Origin of the sequence: Nocardioides sp. (assembly GCF_036401255.1) — a bacterium.
Taxonomy (GTDB): domain Bacteria; phylum Actinomycetota; class Actinomycetes; order Propionibacteriales; family Nocardioidaceae; genus Nocardioides.
The window spans coordinates 1-16,111 of sequence record NZ_DASWVI010000171.1 but is presented as its reverse complement, the minus strand read 5'-3'; the positions used below and the strand labels follow the sequence as shown (position 1 = coordinate 16,111).

Sequence of the window (16,111 nt, the reverse complement as noted above, 5' to 3'; positions counted from 1 at the left end):
GGTGGCGGACCTCGACCGCATCCCCGAGGTAGGACCGGCCCGCGTCGGTGGTCACCCCGACCGCGAGGGCGAAGTCGGCGACGCAGAACTCCGCGACCAACGGCGCGCCGGGGCCGGCGATCGCCAGCTCCCCCTCGGTGCCCTCCACGGTGGCGGCGTCGTCGAGGTCGTCGACCGGGTGCGCGGCCGCCCACTCGGTCGCCATCTCGAACTTGGCGATCTCACGCCGATCCAGCTCGCACTGGTTGGCCTCCAGGGCAGCCAGCCGCCGGGACCATCGAGGTCCGGGTGCGTGAGCGGGAGGGCTGCCATGGATCCATCCCAGCACCGGCCGCCGACAGTCGAGACGCCCAGAACCCCTTGTTCCACAGGCTTCTGGGACATCCGAAGGCAAAATCCTCCGAGCCTTCGGAGTCGCTTGCTGGGACAGGTCGGTAGCCGGAATCCCGGGACGACGACGGCGACCACAAGCACGACGACCACCGCCGACCATCGGCCGAGAAACCGACGGTGACCACCTCGCGCTCCACCCCAGCGAACGGCGACCACGTCCCCCGTTCTTCGACCACCGCAACCACAAGCGACCCCGCAGGCCGACGGGCAGCCGCCGGTGGTTTCGAGACGGTTGCCAGCGCAACCTCCTCAACCACCGGGGACGTCCGGGGTCTCGACGAGCTCGACCAACGGCGCAGGCTCGACCACGGACAGCACGAGGGCCCCGCCGGAGATCCGGCGGGGCCCTCGCTGGTGGTGCGGGGTGGTGCTAGGTGCTGCTCAGCTCTCCGTGGCGGAGCGACCCAGGGTCGCCGCCGCACGGTGGTGCTTCTTCAGGCAGATCACGAACCGGACGTTGTCGACGTACCAGCCGTCGTTGCCGCCGCAGCCGTCACGGCCGAGCTCGAACCGGATCTTGACCTTGTCCCCGGGCTTCGCCCCCGCCTTGCGGAGGTCGATGATCGAGGTGCCCCACGAGCCGAAGGCGACGCCGCCGTCGGTGCCGGTGAAGCCCTGCTCGCCGGCCAGCGGGTTGGTGTTGCCGTCGGCCTCGGTCGCGATCGTCGTCTTCGGGCCGTTGTAGAGGTAGGCCCACTTCGGGATCACCTTGAACTTCTGGCCGTTGACCTTGATCTTGACGTTGCCGCCGTCGTAGCCGGGCTCGGTGGCCATGTAGTGCTGGAAGCTCAGCTTCCGGGCACCGCCACGCGGCATGGTGATCTTCGGCGAGGTGATGCCGTTGGCGCTCGAGATGTCACCGGCGCCGGCCGAGCAGTCGCCCTCGTCGGGCGCCGGGTCGAAGGCCACCTTGGTGCCGTGGCTCCCGGGGACGTCCGTCGTGGCGCGCCACTTGTAGCCGTGGCCGCCGTCGTAGACGACCGTCTCGCTGGCGCTCCACTTGCCGAGCCCCTTCTCGAAGGTGTCCTTCCAGAAGGTCTTGGTGCGGAACCGCTGGCCACACAGCCCGGGTGCGTTCTTGGCCAGCATCGGCTGGAAGTTGCACTGGGTCGGCGGGGTGCGCAGCTCGGTCGCCTCGGTGGCCGCCTGCACGGCCGCGCAGTCGGCGGCGGTGATCGAGTCGGCAGGGGTCGGCGTGCCGTTGGGCGTCACCTGCACCTGGTTGATCGGCTGGCCGACCAGGTCGGTGCACGAGGCGGTCAGCGCGGTGGCGAGGTCGGCGAAGTCCGACGTCGGCGTGAGGTACGCCGTCTGGGCGCGCCAGAACACGTTGGCGGTCTTGTCCAGGCCCAGGCCCGCGACCTCGACGCCGTTCGAGGTGCTGCCGTCCACCAGGAGCGCGAACGTGTGGTTCACGACCCCGGAGTTGGTGTGCACGCCACCGGAGTCGTCGGTGGAGCACCAGTACTCGGCGTCGGTGACCTTGCCCGGGTCGCCGTAGCAGGTGGGGTTCCACATGTCGCGGATCGCGCCACCGAACGCCGGGTCGCCCTCGCCGGAGAGCCAGCGGTAGGAGTTGGCCTTCGGTGCCTCGTCGATGTCCTTGATCGTGACGTTGACGGTGCCGGTGGCGCCCTTGATCTTGGCGCCGCTGGCCTGGTCGATCATCACGCCGTAGATGTCGGCGCTCCCGGATGGCGAGAACGGCGCGTCGGGCACGTTGTTGCCGATGATGATGCCCGTGGCGCCGGCGTCCTGGGCGTTCGCTGCCTTGGTCGCGAACGTGCACGCGCCGCGGTCGACGTAGACGAACTTGCCGGCGATCGCGGCGGCGTTGCTGAACGCCGAGCAGCCGTCGGTCGTCGTGCCGCCACCGTCCTCGGCGGCGTCCTCGCCGACGACGACATCGGTGGTGACGCCCGTCTTGTCGAACACCGGCCCGAACTGCGCGGGAGCGGCCTGGCACGGGCCGGCGATGTCGGCCGGGGAGTTGATCGTGACGCCGACGTCACCGCGGGTGTACTTCGAGCACTGGCCCTCGGGGCGCACCGTGTCGGGCGTGTCGTTCTGGCGGTCGTTCGTCATGTCGACGGTCTCGCCCCAGATGTCGGAGAAGGCCTCGTTCATGGCGCCCGGCTGCCACTGGTAGATCAGCCCGGAGGTGTACTCGGTGTAGGCGTGCGCCCACTCGTGGGCGACGGTGTCGTCGGAGGTGACGCCGTCGCAGTAGTTGGTGGTCTGCCCGTTCCAGTTCGCGTTGGGGCAGTTGATCCGGCCGTCGTTGTTGACGGTGGTCATCGAGTGACCGGCGCCGTCGTAGGAGTCGCGACCGAAGGTGTCCATGAAGAACCAGTACGCGTCGCCGGAGCTCTGCACCAGGTCCTGCTGGGCCTGGTCGAGGTCGCCCGGGAACGGGTCGCCCTCGGACCACACCTCGGTGAAGGTGGAGGGATCGTCGGAGCCGCCCGCCTCGATCAGGTGACGCTCGAGTGCCGTGTCCAGCATCGAGTAGCGGTTGACCACCTTGCCGGTGGCGGCGTCGAGGAAGACCATGTCGCGCACGTTGGCGTGGTTGGTGACCTCGATGACCCAGGCGAGGACGTTGTCACCCTTCTCGCCCTTGATCGCGCCCATCCGGTAGATGCTGAGCGTCGTCGAGGCCGCCTTCAGCCCGGAGACGTCGGCGGGGGCGTCCTTGCTCCCGGTGGGCGGGTCGGCCCGCACCATCGAGAGCGCACGCGCCTCGGCCTGCGACTTGGAGAAGCGGGGCGTCACGCTGAGGTCGAGGTCGGGTGCGACGAAGCCGTTGACCGAGGTGAGGTCGCCGGCCTTGTCGAGGTTGGCCATCAGCTGGGAGCCGAACACCGGGACGCCCTGGTAGGTCTGCGCGTAGCGGACCGTCCAGCCGTAGCGGGTGGCGTCGACCCCCGCCTCCCGCAGCTGGGCGGCGTCGGCGCCGAAGGCCGGCGCGTACTTGTCCAGGTAGGCGGTCGCCTTGGCCGCCGCGCCGGAGGCGGAGCGGGCCGACTGCGAAGGCATGAGGTCGCCGTGGCCGGCGGCGCGCACGAAGCCGACCTTGCCGGTCGAGCGCTCCATCGCCAGGCGGGCACCGTCGGACGCCTCGGCGCGCATGCGCTGGACCAGGGTCTGGTCGCCGCTCGCGCGGGCGGCGGGGTCGGCGGCCTGCGCCTGGAACGCGGGCACGGCAGCGAGCCCGGCGATCACCAGGGCGAGGCTGACCCCTGTCTTGATGGGTTTCACGATTCCTCCGAGTGGATACGCGGCCCCCTGGGGCGGGGCCATGCCGGGAACCCTAAGGACAAGTGCCGGACCTGGTCCAGAGCCACCGCAAGATCGCCGGAACTATCCGCGGCCGGGCTGGACCTCTTCCCGCCCGAACGGGTGAAGTGTGGGGCCCGAACCCCAACCCGAGACACGCGTGCTGTGATCCATGTGACGGGTGGGACTGGCGCCTAGGGTGGAGACCATGGCGACCCGGACGTCTTCCCCGCCGGGGTCGCGGAGCACGACCACGTCTCGAAGTGGGTCGAGCACCCGATCCCGGAGTACCAGCGCGAAGCGCAAGCCTGCCCCGAAGAAGAAGCCGACCTCCGCGAAGTCGACCCGAGGATCGTCGACGCGCGGATCGTCGCGGGGCTCGTCTCGCACCCGGCGTCCCGCCGCCCGGCCCGCTCCGCGCGCGGTGCGCAGCGGGCCGGGTCCGGTCGCGCGCACGTTCGCGCTGATCTGGCGGGGTATCTCGGCGCTCTGGCTCGGGATCGCGCACGCGATCGGCGCCGTGGCCCGCAGCATCGGCCACACCGCGCGCGAGCTCGACCCCGCCCACCGGCGCGACGGCGCGGGCCTGGCCCTGTTCGGGCTCGCCGTGGTCGTCGCCGCCGCGGTGTGGTGGCAGCTCCCGGGGTCGGTCATGGACGGGGCCCGCACGGTCGTCGAGGGCTCGGTCGGCAAGGTCGGGTTCCTGGTCCCGCTCGCGCTGCTCTACGTCGGGTGGCGCACGATGCGCGACCCCGAGCGCAACGGACCGGCCGGTCGCCAGGTGGTCGGCTGGTCGGCGTTCACGCTCGGCCTGCTCGGCATCGTCCAGATCGCCGGCGGCAACCCGCAGCCGGTGCTCGGCGACGCCAGCGACCTGCGCACCGCCGGCGGCGCCGTCGGCTACGTCGTGGCCAGCCTGCTGCTCGACCTCCTGCGCTCCGAGTACGTCGTGATGCCGCTGCTGACCCTGCTGTCGTTCTTCGGCGTCCTGATCATCACCGCGACCCCGATCTACCAGGTCCCGGCCAAGCTGGCGCACGCCCGCGACCGGCTGCTCGGACGGGTCGTCCCGGAGGAGGACCCCGACGCGACCCAGGCGATGCCGGCCGTCCGCGGGCGGCGTACGCGTGCCCACGACACCGGCGAGATCGACCCCGACATGGGCGACCCGGCGTACGACACGCCCGTGCTCAGCGACCGGGAGCTCAAGAAGCGCCGCAAGAAGGGCCTCGACGACACCGACGCCGGCATCGACCTGTTCGCGCCGACGGAGGTGACGCCCGCCGTCACCGACGTGGCCGCGGACGAGCAGCCGGAGGAGCACCACGACCTCGAGCCGCCGCCGCACGCACCGCTGCCCGCCCGCGTCGAGCAGCTCGAGCTGTCCGGCGACATCGCCTACGTGCTGCCGCCCAACGACGTGCTCAAGCCCGGGTCGCCGCACAAGCCGCGCTCGCGCGCCAGCGACCAGGTCGTCGACCGGCTCACCCAGGTGATGGAGGAGTTCGGCATCGACGCCCAGGTCACCGGCTACACCCGGGGCCCGACCGTCACGCGCTACGAGGTCGAGCTCGGCCCCGCGGTCAAGGTCGAGAAGGTCACCGCGCTGTCGAAGAACATCGCGTACGCCGTCGCCTCGGCCGACGTGCGGATCCTCAGCCCGATCCCCGGCAAGTCGGCGATCGGCATCGAGATCCCCAACAGCGACAAGGAGATCGTGTCGCTGGGCGACGTGCTCCGCTCGAACACGGCGCGCTCCGACCATCACCCGATGGTCTCCGGGCTCGGCAAGGACGTCGAGGGTGGCTTCGTGGTCGCCAACCTGGCGAAGATGCCGCACCTGCTGGTCGCCGGTGCCACCGGCTCCGGCAAGTCGAGCTTCATCAACTCGATGATCTGCTCGGTGCTGATGCGCTCCACGCCCGACGAGGTGCGGATGATCATGGTCGACCCGAAGCGGGTCGAGCTGAACGCCTACGAGGGCGTCCCGCACCTGATCACCCCGATCATCACCAACCCCAAGAAGGCCGCGGAGGCGCTGGCCTGGGTCGTGCGCGAGATGGACATGCGCTACGACGACCTGGCCAACTTCGGGTTCCGGCACATCGACGACTTCAACAAGGCGGTGCGCGCCGGCAAGGTCCAGGTCCCGCCGGGCAGCGAGCGGGTGCTCGCGCCGTACCCGTACCTGCTGGTGATCGTCGACGAGCTCGCCGACCTGATGATGGTGGCCCCGCGCGACGTGGAGGACGCGGTCGTCCGGATCACCCAGCTCGCCCGCGCCGCCGGCATCCACCTGGTGCTGGCCACCCAGCGGCCCTCCGTGGACGTGGTCACCGGCCTGATCAAGGCCAACGTGCCCTCGCGGCTGGCGTTCGCGACCTCGAGCCTCGCGGACAGCCGCGTGATCCTCGACCAGCCGGGTGCCGAGAAGCTGGTCGGCCAGGGCGACGGGCTGTTCTTGCCGATGGGCGCCTCGAAGCCCGTGCGCGTGCAGGGCTCTTGGGTCACCGAGGCCGAGATCCACCAGGTTGTCAAGCACTGCAAGTCCCAGCTCGAGCCGTCCTACCGCGAGGACGTGACGGCGCCGGCCGCGGCCAAGCGCGACCTCGACGACGACATCGGCGACGACATGGACCTGGTGATCCAGGCCATCGAGCTCGTGGTGTCGACCCAGTTCGGCTCGACCTCGATGCTCCAGCGCAAGCTGCGCGTCGGATTCGCGAAGGCCGGCCGCTTGATGGACATCCTCGAGAGCCGGGGCGTGGTCGGGCCGAGCGAAGGCTCCAAGGCCCGCGACGTGCTGGTCAAGCCCGACGAGATCGACTCGGTGATCGCGACCCTCCAGGGGGAGATGTGAGCAGCCTCAGCACGGACCTGCACGAGCCCGCCCAGGCCGCCGCCGCGCCGACGGTCGAGGTGCGGGTCGACGCCCGCCTGGCGGCGCCGCTCGGCGCGATCGCCGCGGTCGTCGCGATCGCCTACCTCTCCCGTGCGGTCGGTGACCGCGGGGGTTGGCTCGACTGGGCCCTGGTCGCCCTCACCGGCGCGATCGCGATCGCCCAGCTGCAGTCGCTCGCCGACTCCCGGGTGCCGCTCCTGGTCGTCGACGAGCAGGGCGTCCGGCTGCGTCGCCGGCGGACCTGGCACGGCCTGCCGTGGCAGGACATCGAGGTCGTGGAGCACGAGCCGCGCCGCGGTCTGCTCCACGACGGGCGCCTCGTCCTGGTGCCGCGCGACGTCGATGCGCCCGTGCTCTCGGTGCCGCTGTCGGTGTCCACGCGGGTCGTGGGCGCCGAGGTCGGGCTCACCGAGGCGCTCGCGGACCTGGCCGCCGACCCCGACCAGGTCGTCGAGATCGGGCCGGAGGACCTCGAGGACCTCGACGACGTCGACGGGTTCGAGGACCCCGAGGCGTTCGAGGACGTCGCGGACCCCGAGGGCGAGCTCGAGGACGAGCTGGACACCGTGCCGGATCCCGAACCGGAGGCGGAGCCGCACCATCCGCTCGTGCACGACCCGCGCCCCACGCTGGCCCGTGGGATCGGCTTCCTGGCCGCCCGGCTGCGGCTGGGCCCCGGCGGCCCCGAGCGCACACCGGACGCCCTGCCGGACACCGTTCCGGGCGCAGCTCCGGACACAGCTCCGGACACGGCTCCGGCCGCCGGCGTCGACGGTCCCGAGCCGACGGTCGCGCTGCCGATCGTGGCGAGCGCGACCCCGGCGCCGCTGCGCGACCCGGTCGTCGCCATCCGCTCCGAGGTGCGGTTCGAGGGCAGGTACGACGGCGCGGCCGCTCTCGCGCTCGACGCCGACCACGACGGGTCCGCCACCGAGCGGGCGCTGCCCGAGGCCGAGCAGCTGCGCCGCGACGGGCTGGTCATCGACGACCTGCTGCTGGGCGAGGCGGCGGTCGCGCCCGCGGCCGACCCCGTCGTCGGGCCCGAGCTGGCCGCGGCGCGGACCCGGCTCGCGCTCACCGTCGACCAGCTCGCCGAGCGCACCCGCATCCGGCCGCACGTGATCGAGTCGATCGAGGTCGACGACTTCGCCCCGTGTGGCGGTGACTTCTACGCCCGCGGCCACCTGCGCACGCTCGCGCGGGTGCTCGGCGTGGACGCGGGGCCGCTGCTGGCGGCGTACGACGAGCGCTACGCCGACGCCCCCATCGACGCACGCCGGGTCTTCGAGGCGGAGCTGGCGACGGGCGTCGACGGCCCGATCCGCGGCACCCGTGGCGGCCCCAACTGGTCGGTGCTGGTGGCCGCGGTGATGGCGATCGTGCTGGCCTGGTCGATCGCGCGGCTGGTCATGGACAGCCCCGTCGAGCTCAGCCACAAGCCGGTCCTCAACGGCTCACCGTCCTCGGCGACCAAGCTCGGCCCGCCGGTGCCGGTCGTGCTCAAGGCGGTCTCCGGCGGAGCCCACGTCGTGGTCCGCGACGGCGCGGGGGAGGTCGTCTACAGCGGCGACCTCGCCTTCGGCGACGCCAAGACGCTGAAGGCCACCCCGCCGGTGCGGGTGCAGTCCTCCGACGGCGCCCTGCAGGTCAGCGTCGACGGCCAGGACCGCGGCGCCCTGGGGGCGGACGGACAGCCCGCCCAGAACACGTTCGCGGCCGCTGACTAGCGCGCCGCACACGACAGCCGAATAGGTCGAGACGGGGGCGGGTTGAGATACTCGGTCGATCATGACGACTGAGACGCGCGACCTGACCTCGGTGGCGATGGTGACCCTCGGGTGTGCCCGCAACGAGGTCGACTCCGAGGAGCTCGCCGGACGCCTCGAGGCCGGTGGGTTCCTCCTGGTGGCGGACCCGGCGGATGCGGACACGGTGGTGGTCAACACCTGCGGGTTCGTCGAGTCGGCGAAGAAGGACTCCGTCGACACGCTGCTCCAGGCCGCCGACCTCAAGAGCACCGGCCGCACCCAGGCCGTGGTGGCGGTGGGATGCCTGGCGGAGCGCTACGGCAAGGAGCTGGCGGACACGCTGCCGGAGGCCGACGCCGTGCTGGGCTTCGACGACTATCCCGACATCGCCGACCGGCTGCGATCGATCGTCGCGGGGGAGACCCACGAGGCGCACGTCCCGCAGGACCGGCGGCGGCTGCTGCCGATCTCGCCCGTCGAGCGCTCGCTGTCGACGACGCCGGTCCCGGGTCACGCCTCCGGCCCCGCGTCCGTACGCCGGCGCCTCGACCCGGGCCCGACCGCGGCACTGAAGCTCGCCAGCGGCTGTGACCGGCGTTGCTCGTTCTGCGCGATCCCGGCCTTCCGCGGCTCGTTCGTGAGCCGCCGCCCCAGCGACGTGCTCCAGGAGGCGCGCTGGCTGGCCGAGCAGGGGGCGCGCGAGCTGTTCCTGGTCAGCGAGAACTCCACCTCCTACGGCAAGGACCTCGGCGACCTGCGGCTGCTCGAGACGCTGCTGCCCGAGCTCGCGGCCGTCGACGGCGTCGACCGGGTGCGGGTCTCCTACCTGCAGCCGGCCGAGACCCGCCCGGGGCTGATCGAGGCGATCGCGACCACGCCGGGCGTCGCGGCGTACTTCGACCTGTCCTTCCAGCACGCGAGTGCCTCGGTGCTGCGCCGGATGCGCCGCTTCGGCGACCCCGACAGCTTCCTCGCGCTGCTCGACCAGGTGCGCGCGCACGCCCCGGCCGCGGGCGTGCGCAGCAACGTGATCGTGGGGTTCCCCGGCGAGACCGAGGCTGACCTCCAGACGCTGTGCGACTTCCTGGTCGCCGCGCGCCTGGACGTCACCGGGGTCTTCGGCTACTCCGACGAGGACGGCACCGAGGCCGAGACCTACGACGGCAAGCTCGACGAGGACGAGATCCGGGCGCGGGTCGAGCACGTGACCGACCTGGTCGAGGAGCTCACCTCCGAGCGGGCGGAGGCCCGCCTGGGCGAGCGCGTCGAGGTGCTGGTGGAGAACATCACCGACGGTCCCGACGGGCGCGTGGTCGAGGGCCGCGCCGCCCACCAGGGCCCGGAGGTCGACGGGTCGACGTACCTGCTCGACAGCACGGCCCGGGTCGGCGAGCTGGTCCCGGCGGTGGTCGTCGCGACCGAAGGTGCCGACCTCGACGCGAGGGAGTCGCGATGACCCAGGTGGAGACCCAGCCCAGCAACTGGAACGTGCCCAACGTGCTGACCACCCTGCGGATCGTGATGGTCCCGTTCTTCGGCTGGGCGCTGCTTGTCGACGGCGGTGACTCGCTCCTGTGGCGGTGCATCGCGTGGCTGCTGTTCGGGCTGGCGATGGTGACCGACAAGATCGACGGCGACCTGGCCCGCAAGCACAACCTGGTCACCAACTTCGGCAAGATCGCCGACCCGATCGCCGACAAGGCGATCACCGGGATGGCCTTCATCGGGCTCTCGATCGTCGGCGACGTGTGGTGGTGGGTGACGATCGTGGTGCTGCTGCGCGAGTGGAGCGTCACGCTGCTGCGGCTCTCGGTCCTGAAGAAGGTCGTGATCGCGGCCGCCGACCTCGGCAAGCTCAAGACGACGGTCCAGGCCCTGGCGCTCGGCACCCTGTGCCTGCCGCTGCGCGACGCCGACCTGCCGGGCTGGGCCGAGACGCCGGGCGACGTCGTGTTCTACGTCGCACAGGCCTGCCTCGCGGTCGCCGTGGCGCTGACCCTCTGGTCGGGCTGGGAGTTCTTCCGCGGCGTCTGGCAGCAGCGGCAAGCCCTGCGCGGCTGATCGGGACGGCGACGCCCCGCGTGATCGGGTCGACGCCGTTCGTGGCACCGCTGGAGAGTGGTCACGCCGTGGACATCTGGGCTATGGATTCCCGGTGGGGAGTTGCGGTTAGGTGAAAGCAGCACCCAACCCCGGTGCTCATCTCACTCGGAAGGTTCTCTATGTCCACGACGTCTCGGGCGTCGCATCGAGCCGTAGCGCTCGGTGCCGCGCTCGCCGCGGCGGTCGCCGGCCTCACGCTCGCCCCCGCACCCGCCGCTCAGGCCCTCAGCTCCGGCCTGGTCATCAGCGAGGTGTACGGCGGTGGCGGCAACTCCGGCGCCACGTACACCAACGACTTCATCGAGCTCTACAACCCCACGGCTGCGCCGATCCCGGTCGACGGCATGTCGGTGCAGTACCGCAGCAGCGCAGGCACCGGCGCCGCCACCGGCGTCACCGTCCTGAGCGGCTCGGTGCCCGCCGGCGGGCACTACCTGGTCCAGGAGGCCGCGGGAGCGGGCGGTACGACGGCGCTGCCGTCGCCCGACGCCACCGGCTCCGTCTCGATGAGCGGCTCGGCGTTCACGGTGTGGCTGGCCAACGGCACGGCCGCCCTCACTCCGGCCGCCGACGGCACCGCCGTCCGCGACGGGATCGTCGACCTGGTCGGCGTCAACAGCAACACCTTCGAGACGGCCAAGGCCGCCGGCATCGGCAACACCACCTCGAGCAGCCGCACCGGCGCCGACACCGACAACAACGCGGCCGACTTCGCCACCGGCGCCCCCGACCCGCAGAACAGCGGCGGCGGCACCACCGAGCCTCCCGGTGAGCCGGTCGAGGCGACGATCGCCGAGATCCAGGGCACCGGTGACACCTCGCCCCTCGCCGGCGACACGGTCGTCACCGAGGGCGTCGTCACGGCGGCGTACCCCACCGGTGGCTACAACGGCTTCTACATCGAGACCCCCGGCGACCCGGACACCCCGGGTGCCTCCGACGCCGTGTTCGTCTACGGCTCGGCCGCCACGGCGAAGGTCGCGATCGGCGACAGCGTCGAGGTCACCGGGGAGGTCAGCGAGTTCAACGGCACCACCGAGATCACCCCGGACGCCGCGGATGTGGTCGTCCTCGACACCCCGCTCGGCACGGTGAGCCCGCTGCAGGCCCCGTGGAGCGAGCTCGACACGGCCGCGGAGAAGGAGTCGCACGAGGGCGAGCTGGTCCTCCCGCAGGGCGACTTCACCGTCAGCGACAACTACGACACGAACTACTACGCGTCGTTCACGCTCGCCGCCGGCGACCACCCGCTGGTCCAGCCGACCGACGTCGTCGACGCCCAGGACACGGACGCCGTCGCGGCGGTCCAGGCCGAGAACGCCGCCCGGTCGATCACCCTCGACGACGGCGCGAGCATCAACTTCAGCGCCAACGCCAACAAGTCCACGCCGCTCCCGTGGCTGTCCCAGGACAACCCGGTGCGCATCGGATCGGCCGTCACCTTCCACCAGCCGCTGGTGCTCGAGTACCGGTTCGGCATGTGGAACCTGCAGCCCACCAGCCGGGTGACCGACGACGGCGCGGACGTCGCGACGTTCTCCAACACCCGCACCGCCGCCCCCGAGCCCGTCGGCGGCGACATCCGGCTCGCGACGTTCAACGTGCTGAACTACTTCCCGACCACGGGCGCCGACTACGAGGCGGCCGGCCTGGGGACGTGCACCTACTACAACGACCGCGCCGGCAACCACATCACCGTCAACCGCTGCGGCACCGAGGCCTCACCGGGGCCGCGGGGCGCGGCCGACGACGTCAACCTGGAGCGGCAGCAGACCAAGATCGTCGCCGCGATCAACCGGCTCGACGCCAGCATCGTCTCGCTGGAGGAGATCGAGAACTCGGTGAAGTTCGGTCTCGACCGTGACCACGCGGTCGCGACGCTGGTCGACGCGCTCAACGCCGACGCGGGCGCCGGCACGTGGGCCTATGCCGAGTCGCCCGACGCCGCCGACCTGCCGACCGTGGCCGAGCAGGACGTGATCCGCACCGCCTTCATCTACAAGCCGGCGGACGTCACGCTCGTGGGGCCCTCGCACGTGCTGACCGGGTCGGCCGCGTTCGCGGACGCCCGTGAGCCGCTCGCCCAGGGCTTCAAGGCCACCGGCGCACCGGACGCCGACGCGTTCGCGGTGATCGTCAACCACTTCAAGTCCAAGGGCTCCGGCGTCAACGACGGCACCGGCCAGGGCAACGCCAACCCGGACCGGGTCGCGCAGGCCGAGGCGCTCAGCGACTTCGCCGACGAGGTGGCCGCCGGGCTCGGCACCGACGCCGTGTTCCTCACCGGTGACTTCAACTCCTACACCGAGGAGGACCCGCTCCAGGTGCTGTACGGCGACGGCTACGACAACCTCGAGTCGACGACCGACCCGCACGAGACCACCTACAGCTACGACGGCCTGGCCGGCTCGCTGGACCACGTGCTCGCCAGCCCGGCAGCGGCCGCGATGGTCACCGGCGTCGACATCTGGAACATCAACGCCGACGAGGCGATCGCGTTCGAGTACAGCCGCTACAACTACAACGCGACCGACTTCTACGCCCCCGGCCCCTACCGCGCCTCCGACCACGACCCCGAGATCGTCGGGATCGACCTGCCGGCGATCCGGTCCGAGGCCACGGTGACCGCGCGGGCGGTGCCGCCCACGGTGATCGCGAAGCTGGTGCCGGTCACGATGATCGTCCGGGTCACCGCTGCGGACGACGCCGCGGTCACCGGCACGGTCACGGCGACGTACGACGGCCAGACCCGTGAGGCCCGGCTCGTCCGCGGCCACGCCGTGCTGCACCTCGGCAGGTTCACCGAGGCCGGCATCCACCCGGTCGAGGTGACCTACTCCGGCAACGACGCGGTCGCGCCGGCGAGCACCACCGTCGACGTCCGGGTGGTCAAGCTGTTCTGAGACCCTCGTTGACCCGCCCGAGACTTTCGGGCGGGTCAACGAGGTCGAGCGCCGCGCGGACGAGCGCCAGGTGGCTGAACGCCTGCGGGAAGTTGCCCACCATGCTCGTCCGCGCGGCGTCGTACTCCTCCGAGAGCAGCCCGACGTCGTTGGTCAGGCCGCACAGCCGGTCGAACAACGCCCGCGCGTCCGCGGTGCGGCCGGCCCGGGCGTACGCCGAGACCAGCCAGAACGAGCACGCCAGGAACGGGTGCTCGTCTCCGGGGAGCCCGTCGACGCCGGTCTCCGTGCGGTAGCGCAGGACCAGGCCGTCGCGGATCAGGTCCTCCTCGACGGCGGCGATGGTGCCGAGCATCATCGGGTCGTCGCCGGCGACGAACCCGATCTGGGGGAGCACGAGCAGCGATGCGTCGACGGCGGTCGTGTCGAAGTGCTGCACGAACGTCCCGCGCTCGGCGTCGAAGCCCCGCTCGAGGATGTGCTCGCGGACGGCGTCGCGCAGCTCGCGCCACCGCTCGACCGGCCCGTCCAGGTCGAACTCCTCGACCGCGCGGACCGCCCGGTCGAAGGCCGCCCACACCATGGCCTGGGAATGGGTGAACCGCTGCCGGGGTCCCCGGATCTCCCAGATGCCGTGGTCGGGCTGGTCCCAGGTCTTGGCCAGGTTGTCCATCAGCGCCAGCTGGAGCGCCCAGGCGTTGCCGTCGGCCCGACCGGTCGCCTGGCGGGTCAGCCCGAGCGCGATCATCACCTCGCCGACGACGTCGAGCTGTCGCTGGAGGGCGGCGCCGTTGCCGATCCGCACCGGTCGGGAGTCGGCATAGCCGGGCAGGTGCGGCAGCTCGAGCTCGGTGAGCCGCCGAGCGCCGTCGACGGCGTACATGATCTGGAGATCCGCGGGGTCGCCCGCGACGGCGCGCAGCAGCCAGCCCCGCCACAGCTGCGCCTCCTCGGTGTAGCCCGCCTCGATGAGGGTGCTGATCGTCAGCGCCGCGTCGCGCAGCCAGCAGAAGCGGTAGTCCCAGTTGCGCACCCCGCCCGGGTCCTCGGGCAGCGACGTCGTCGGCGCCGCCACGATGCCGCCGGTCTCGGAGTCGGTGAGCATCCGCAGCGTCATCAGCGAGCGACGCACGAGGTCGTCGTGCGGCAGGTCGGTCCGGCACCGGTCCGCCCACTGCTGGTCCCCGGCGATGGCGGCCGCGACCCGGTCGTCGATCGGGCCGAGGTCGCGCAGCGGCACGTGGGAGGGCAGCCAGGTGGTGGAGAACGTCAGGACCGCGCCCTCGGCGACCTCGAACTCGTCGGCGTGCCGGTGGTCGCTGGCGCGCGGCAGCCGCGGCCCCCGCAGCACGAGCCGGTCCGGCCCGCCGATCGCGGTGATGACCGCCTCGCCGTCGACGGTCTCGCGCCGCACCCAGGGCAACACCGCGCCGTAGTCGAGGCGGACCACCCACTCGTGGCGCATCCGCACGGTGCCCCGGACCCCGTCCAGGCGGCGTACGACGTCGGCGCGGTGGTCGCCCGGGGGCATCACGTCGGTCAGCGTCACGACGCCCGTCGCGGTGGTGAACGTCGTCTCCAGGGCCGAGGAGCACCCGACATAGCGGCGGCTGACCTCGAACTCCTCGACCGGGCACAGCTGCCAATGGCCGTGCTCCTCGGTGCCGAGCAGTCCGGCGAAGCAGGCCGAGGAGCCGAAGCGCGGCAGGCACAGCCAGTCGATCGACCCGTTCCGGCCGACCAGGGCCGCGGTCTGCCGGTCGCCGACCAGGGCGTAGTCCGCTATCGGTAGCGCCATGAGGGCGAGGCTAACCTGACGTGCGTGACGGACCTCCTGACCCGCGTGCACCTCCTGCTCCGCGCCGGCGGCAGCACCATCGCGACCGCCGAGTCGCTCACCGGCGGTCGGCTCGCGGTCGCGCTGACCGACGTGCCCGGCGCGTCGGAGACCTATCTGGGGGGCGTCGTCACCTACGCGACCGAGATCAAGGCCTCGCTGCTCGAGGTCGATCAGGTGATCATCGACGAGCACGGCGTGGTCTCCGCCGAGTGCGCCCGGGCGATGGCGTCGGGGGTGCGGGCCCTGATGGGGGCGACGTACGGCGTGTCCACGACCGGGGTGGCCGGACCCACCGAGCAGGAGGGCAAGCCGCCCGGCACCGTGTTCGTCGGGATCGCCGGCCCGGGCCTGCTGGAGGCGGTCGCGCTCGAGCTGAGCGGCGACCGGACCCGGGTCCAGCAGCGCACCTGCGAGGAGGCTTTCGAGGCGTTGGAGGCGGTCTTGCGGCGGGAAGAATCCACCCTCGGGTAGCGTTGGTCCCTACAGTTGCCCCCGGAAGGAGACGCGCATGGTGCTGTTTCGTCGGCTGCTCGGCGACGTGCTCCGCGACGTGCGCCTGCAGCGCGGGATGACCCTGCGTGAGGTCTCCGCCGAGGCGAGGGTCAGCCTGGGGTACATCTCCGAGATCGAGCGCGGCCAGAAGGAAGCCTCCTCCGAGCTGCTGTTCTCGCTGTGCACGGCCCTCGACGTGCCGCTCTCCGACGTGCTGCGCGACGTCTCCGACGCCGTCGCCCTCGAGGAGGCGGCGAGCGAGCTCGCCGCCGTCCCCGCCGCGTAACCGCATTCGCGCCCTCGTCGTTGGGTGGCCATGACCGCCCGCTCGCGCGTCCATGTCGTCCTGCTCGCCGTGCTGGCCCTGGCGGTCGGCCTGCTGCCCGGCCCGGCGCTGACGGCCCCGGCCGCCGGCACGCCCGACGACGGGCCCCTGCTCGGCCGGCTCGCG

General features: G+C 72.0%; 9 protein-coding genes and 1 pseudogene. 7 read left to right on the top strand and 3 right to left on the bottom strand.

Annotated elements, in window-relative coordinates; all coding sequences use genetic code 11:
• Together VGD85_RS08140 and VGD85_RS08135 are read right to left on the bottom strand one after the other, a co-directional pair.
• Positions 1–205, bottom strand: a pseudogene (locus VGD85_RS08140) (HNH endonuclease); the annotation flags it as partial.
• 569 nt (positions 206–774) lie between these two features.
• On the bottom strand, positions 775–3,654 hold the full coding sequence (locus VGD85_RS08135) for a M4 family metallopeptidase (protein ID WP_331062953.1): 2,880 nt from the start codon (positions 3,652–3,654) through the stop codon (positions 775–777).
• Positions 3,655–3,880: 226 nt separating this feature from the next.
• Between VGD85_RS08135 and VGD85_RS08130 the strand changes: the two genes are divergently transcribed.
• From VGD85_RS08130 to VGD85_RS08110, 5 genes are all read left to right on the top strand, one after another.
• On the top strand, positions 3,881–6,532 hold the full coding sequence (locus VGD85_RS08130; RefSeq protein WP_331062952.1) for an FtsK/SpoIIIE family DNA translocase: 2,652 nt from the start codon (positions 3,881–3,883) through the stop codon (positions 6,530–6,532).
• On the top strand, positions 6,529–8,301 hold the full coding sequence (locus VGD85_RS08125; protein ID WP_331062951.1) for a helix-turn-helix domain-containing protein: 1,773 nt from the start codon (positions 6,529–6,531) through the stop codon (positions 8,299–8,301). Before VGD85_RS08130 ends, VGD85_RS08125 begins: the two co-directional genes overlap by 4 nt.
• Before the next feature lie 61 nt (positions 8,302–8,362).
• Positions 8,363–9,778 (top strand): 30S ribosomal protein S12 methylthiotransferase RimO, encoded by a 1,416-nt coding sequence (gene rimO / locus VGD85_RS08120; protein ID WP_331062950.1) that lies wholly within the window; start codon positions 8,363–8,365, stop codon positions 9,776–9,778.
• Positions 9,775–10,383 carry a CDP-diacylglycerol--glycerol-3-phosphate 3-phosphatidyltransferase gene (gene pgsA, locus VGD85_RS08115; protein ID WP_331062949.1) on the top strand — a complete coding sequence of 203 codons (609 nt, stop codon included), beginning with the start codon at positions 9,775–9,777 and terminating at the stop codon, positions 10,381–10,383. The genes rimO and pgsA overlap by 4 nt, the downstream gene beginning before the upstream one ends.
• A gap of 161 nt (positions 10,384–10,544) precedes the next feature.
• Positions 10,545–13,328, top strand: coding sequence for an ExeM/NucH family extracellular endonuclease (locus tag VGD85_RS08110; protein ID WP_331062948.1), 2,784 nt, complete (start codon positions 10,545–10,547; stop codon positions 13,326–13,328).
• Here VGD85_RS08110 and VGD85_RS08105 read toward each other — a convergent pair.
• On the bottom strand, positions 13,315–15,126 hold the full coding sequence (locus VGD85_RS08105) for a glycoside hydrolase family 15 protein (protein ID WP_331062947.1): 1,812 nt from the start codon (positions 15,124–15,126) through the stop codon (positions 13,315–13,317). The genes VGD85_RS08110 and VGD85_RS08105 overlap by 14 nt on opposite strands.
• A gap of 24 nt (positions 15,127–15,150) precedes the next feature.
• Here VGD85_RS08105 and VGD85_RS08100 point away from each other — a divergent pair, with 24 nt between their 5' ends.
• Positions 15,151–15,639, top strand: coding sequence for a CinA family protein (locus tag VGD85_RS08100; RefSeq protein ID WP_331062946.1), 489 nt, complete (start codon positions 15,151–15,153; stop codon positions 15,637–15,639).
• Positions 15,640–15,676: 37 nt separating this feature from the next.
• The gene (locus VGD85_RS08095; protein WP_331062945.1) at positions 15,677–15,946 is read left to right on the top strand and encodes a helix-turn-helix transcriptional regulator; all 270 of its coding nucleotides are present in this window, start codon (positions 15,677–15,679) and stop codon (positions 15,944–15,946) included.
• Positions 15,947–16,111 lie beyond the last annotated feature (165 nt).

Bases quoted from the DNA above. Each gene is read 5' to 3' on its own strand.
- pgsA (WP_331062949.1), top strand. From the start codon at position 9,775: ATGACCCAGGTGGAGACCCAGCCCAGCAACTGGAACGTGCCCAACGTG.
- rimO (WP_331062950.1), top strand. From the start codon at position 8,363: ATGACGACTGAGACGCGCGACCTGACCTCGGTGGCGATGGTGACCCTC.
- VGD85_RS08130 (WP_331062952.1), top strand. From the start codon at position 3,881: ATGGCGACCCGGACGTCTTCCCCGCCGGGGTCGCGGAGCACGACCACG.
- VGD85_RS08110 (WP_331062948.1), top strand. From the start codon at position 10,545: ATGTCCACGACGTCTCGGGCGTCGCATCGAGCCGTAGCGCTCGGTGCC.
- VGD85_RS08105 (WP_331062947.1), bottom strand. From the start codon at position 15,126: ATGGCGCTACCGATAGCGGACTACGCCCTGGTCGGCGACCGGCAGACC.
- VGD85_RS08095 (WP_331062945.1), top strand. From the start codon at position 15,677: ATGGTGCTGTTTCGTCGGCTGCTCGGCGACGTGCTCCGCGACGTGCGC.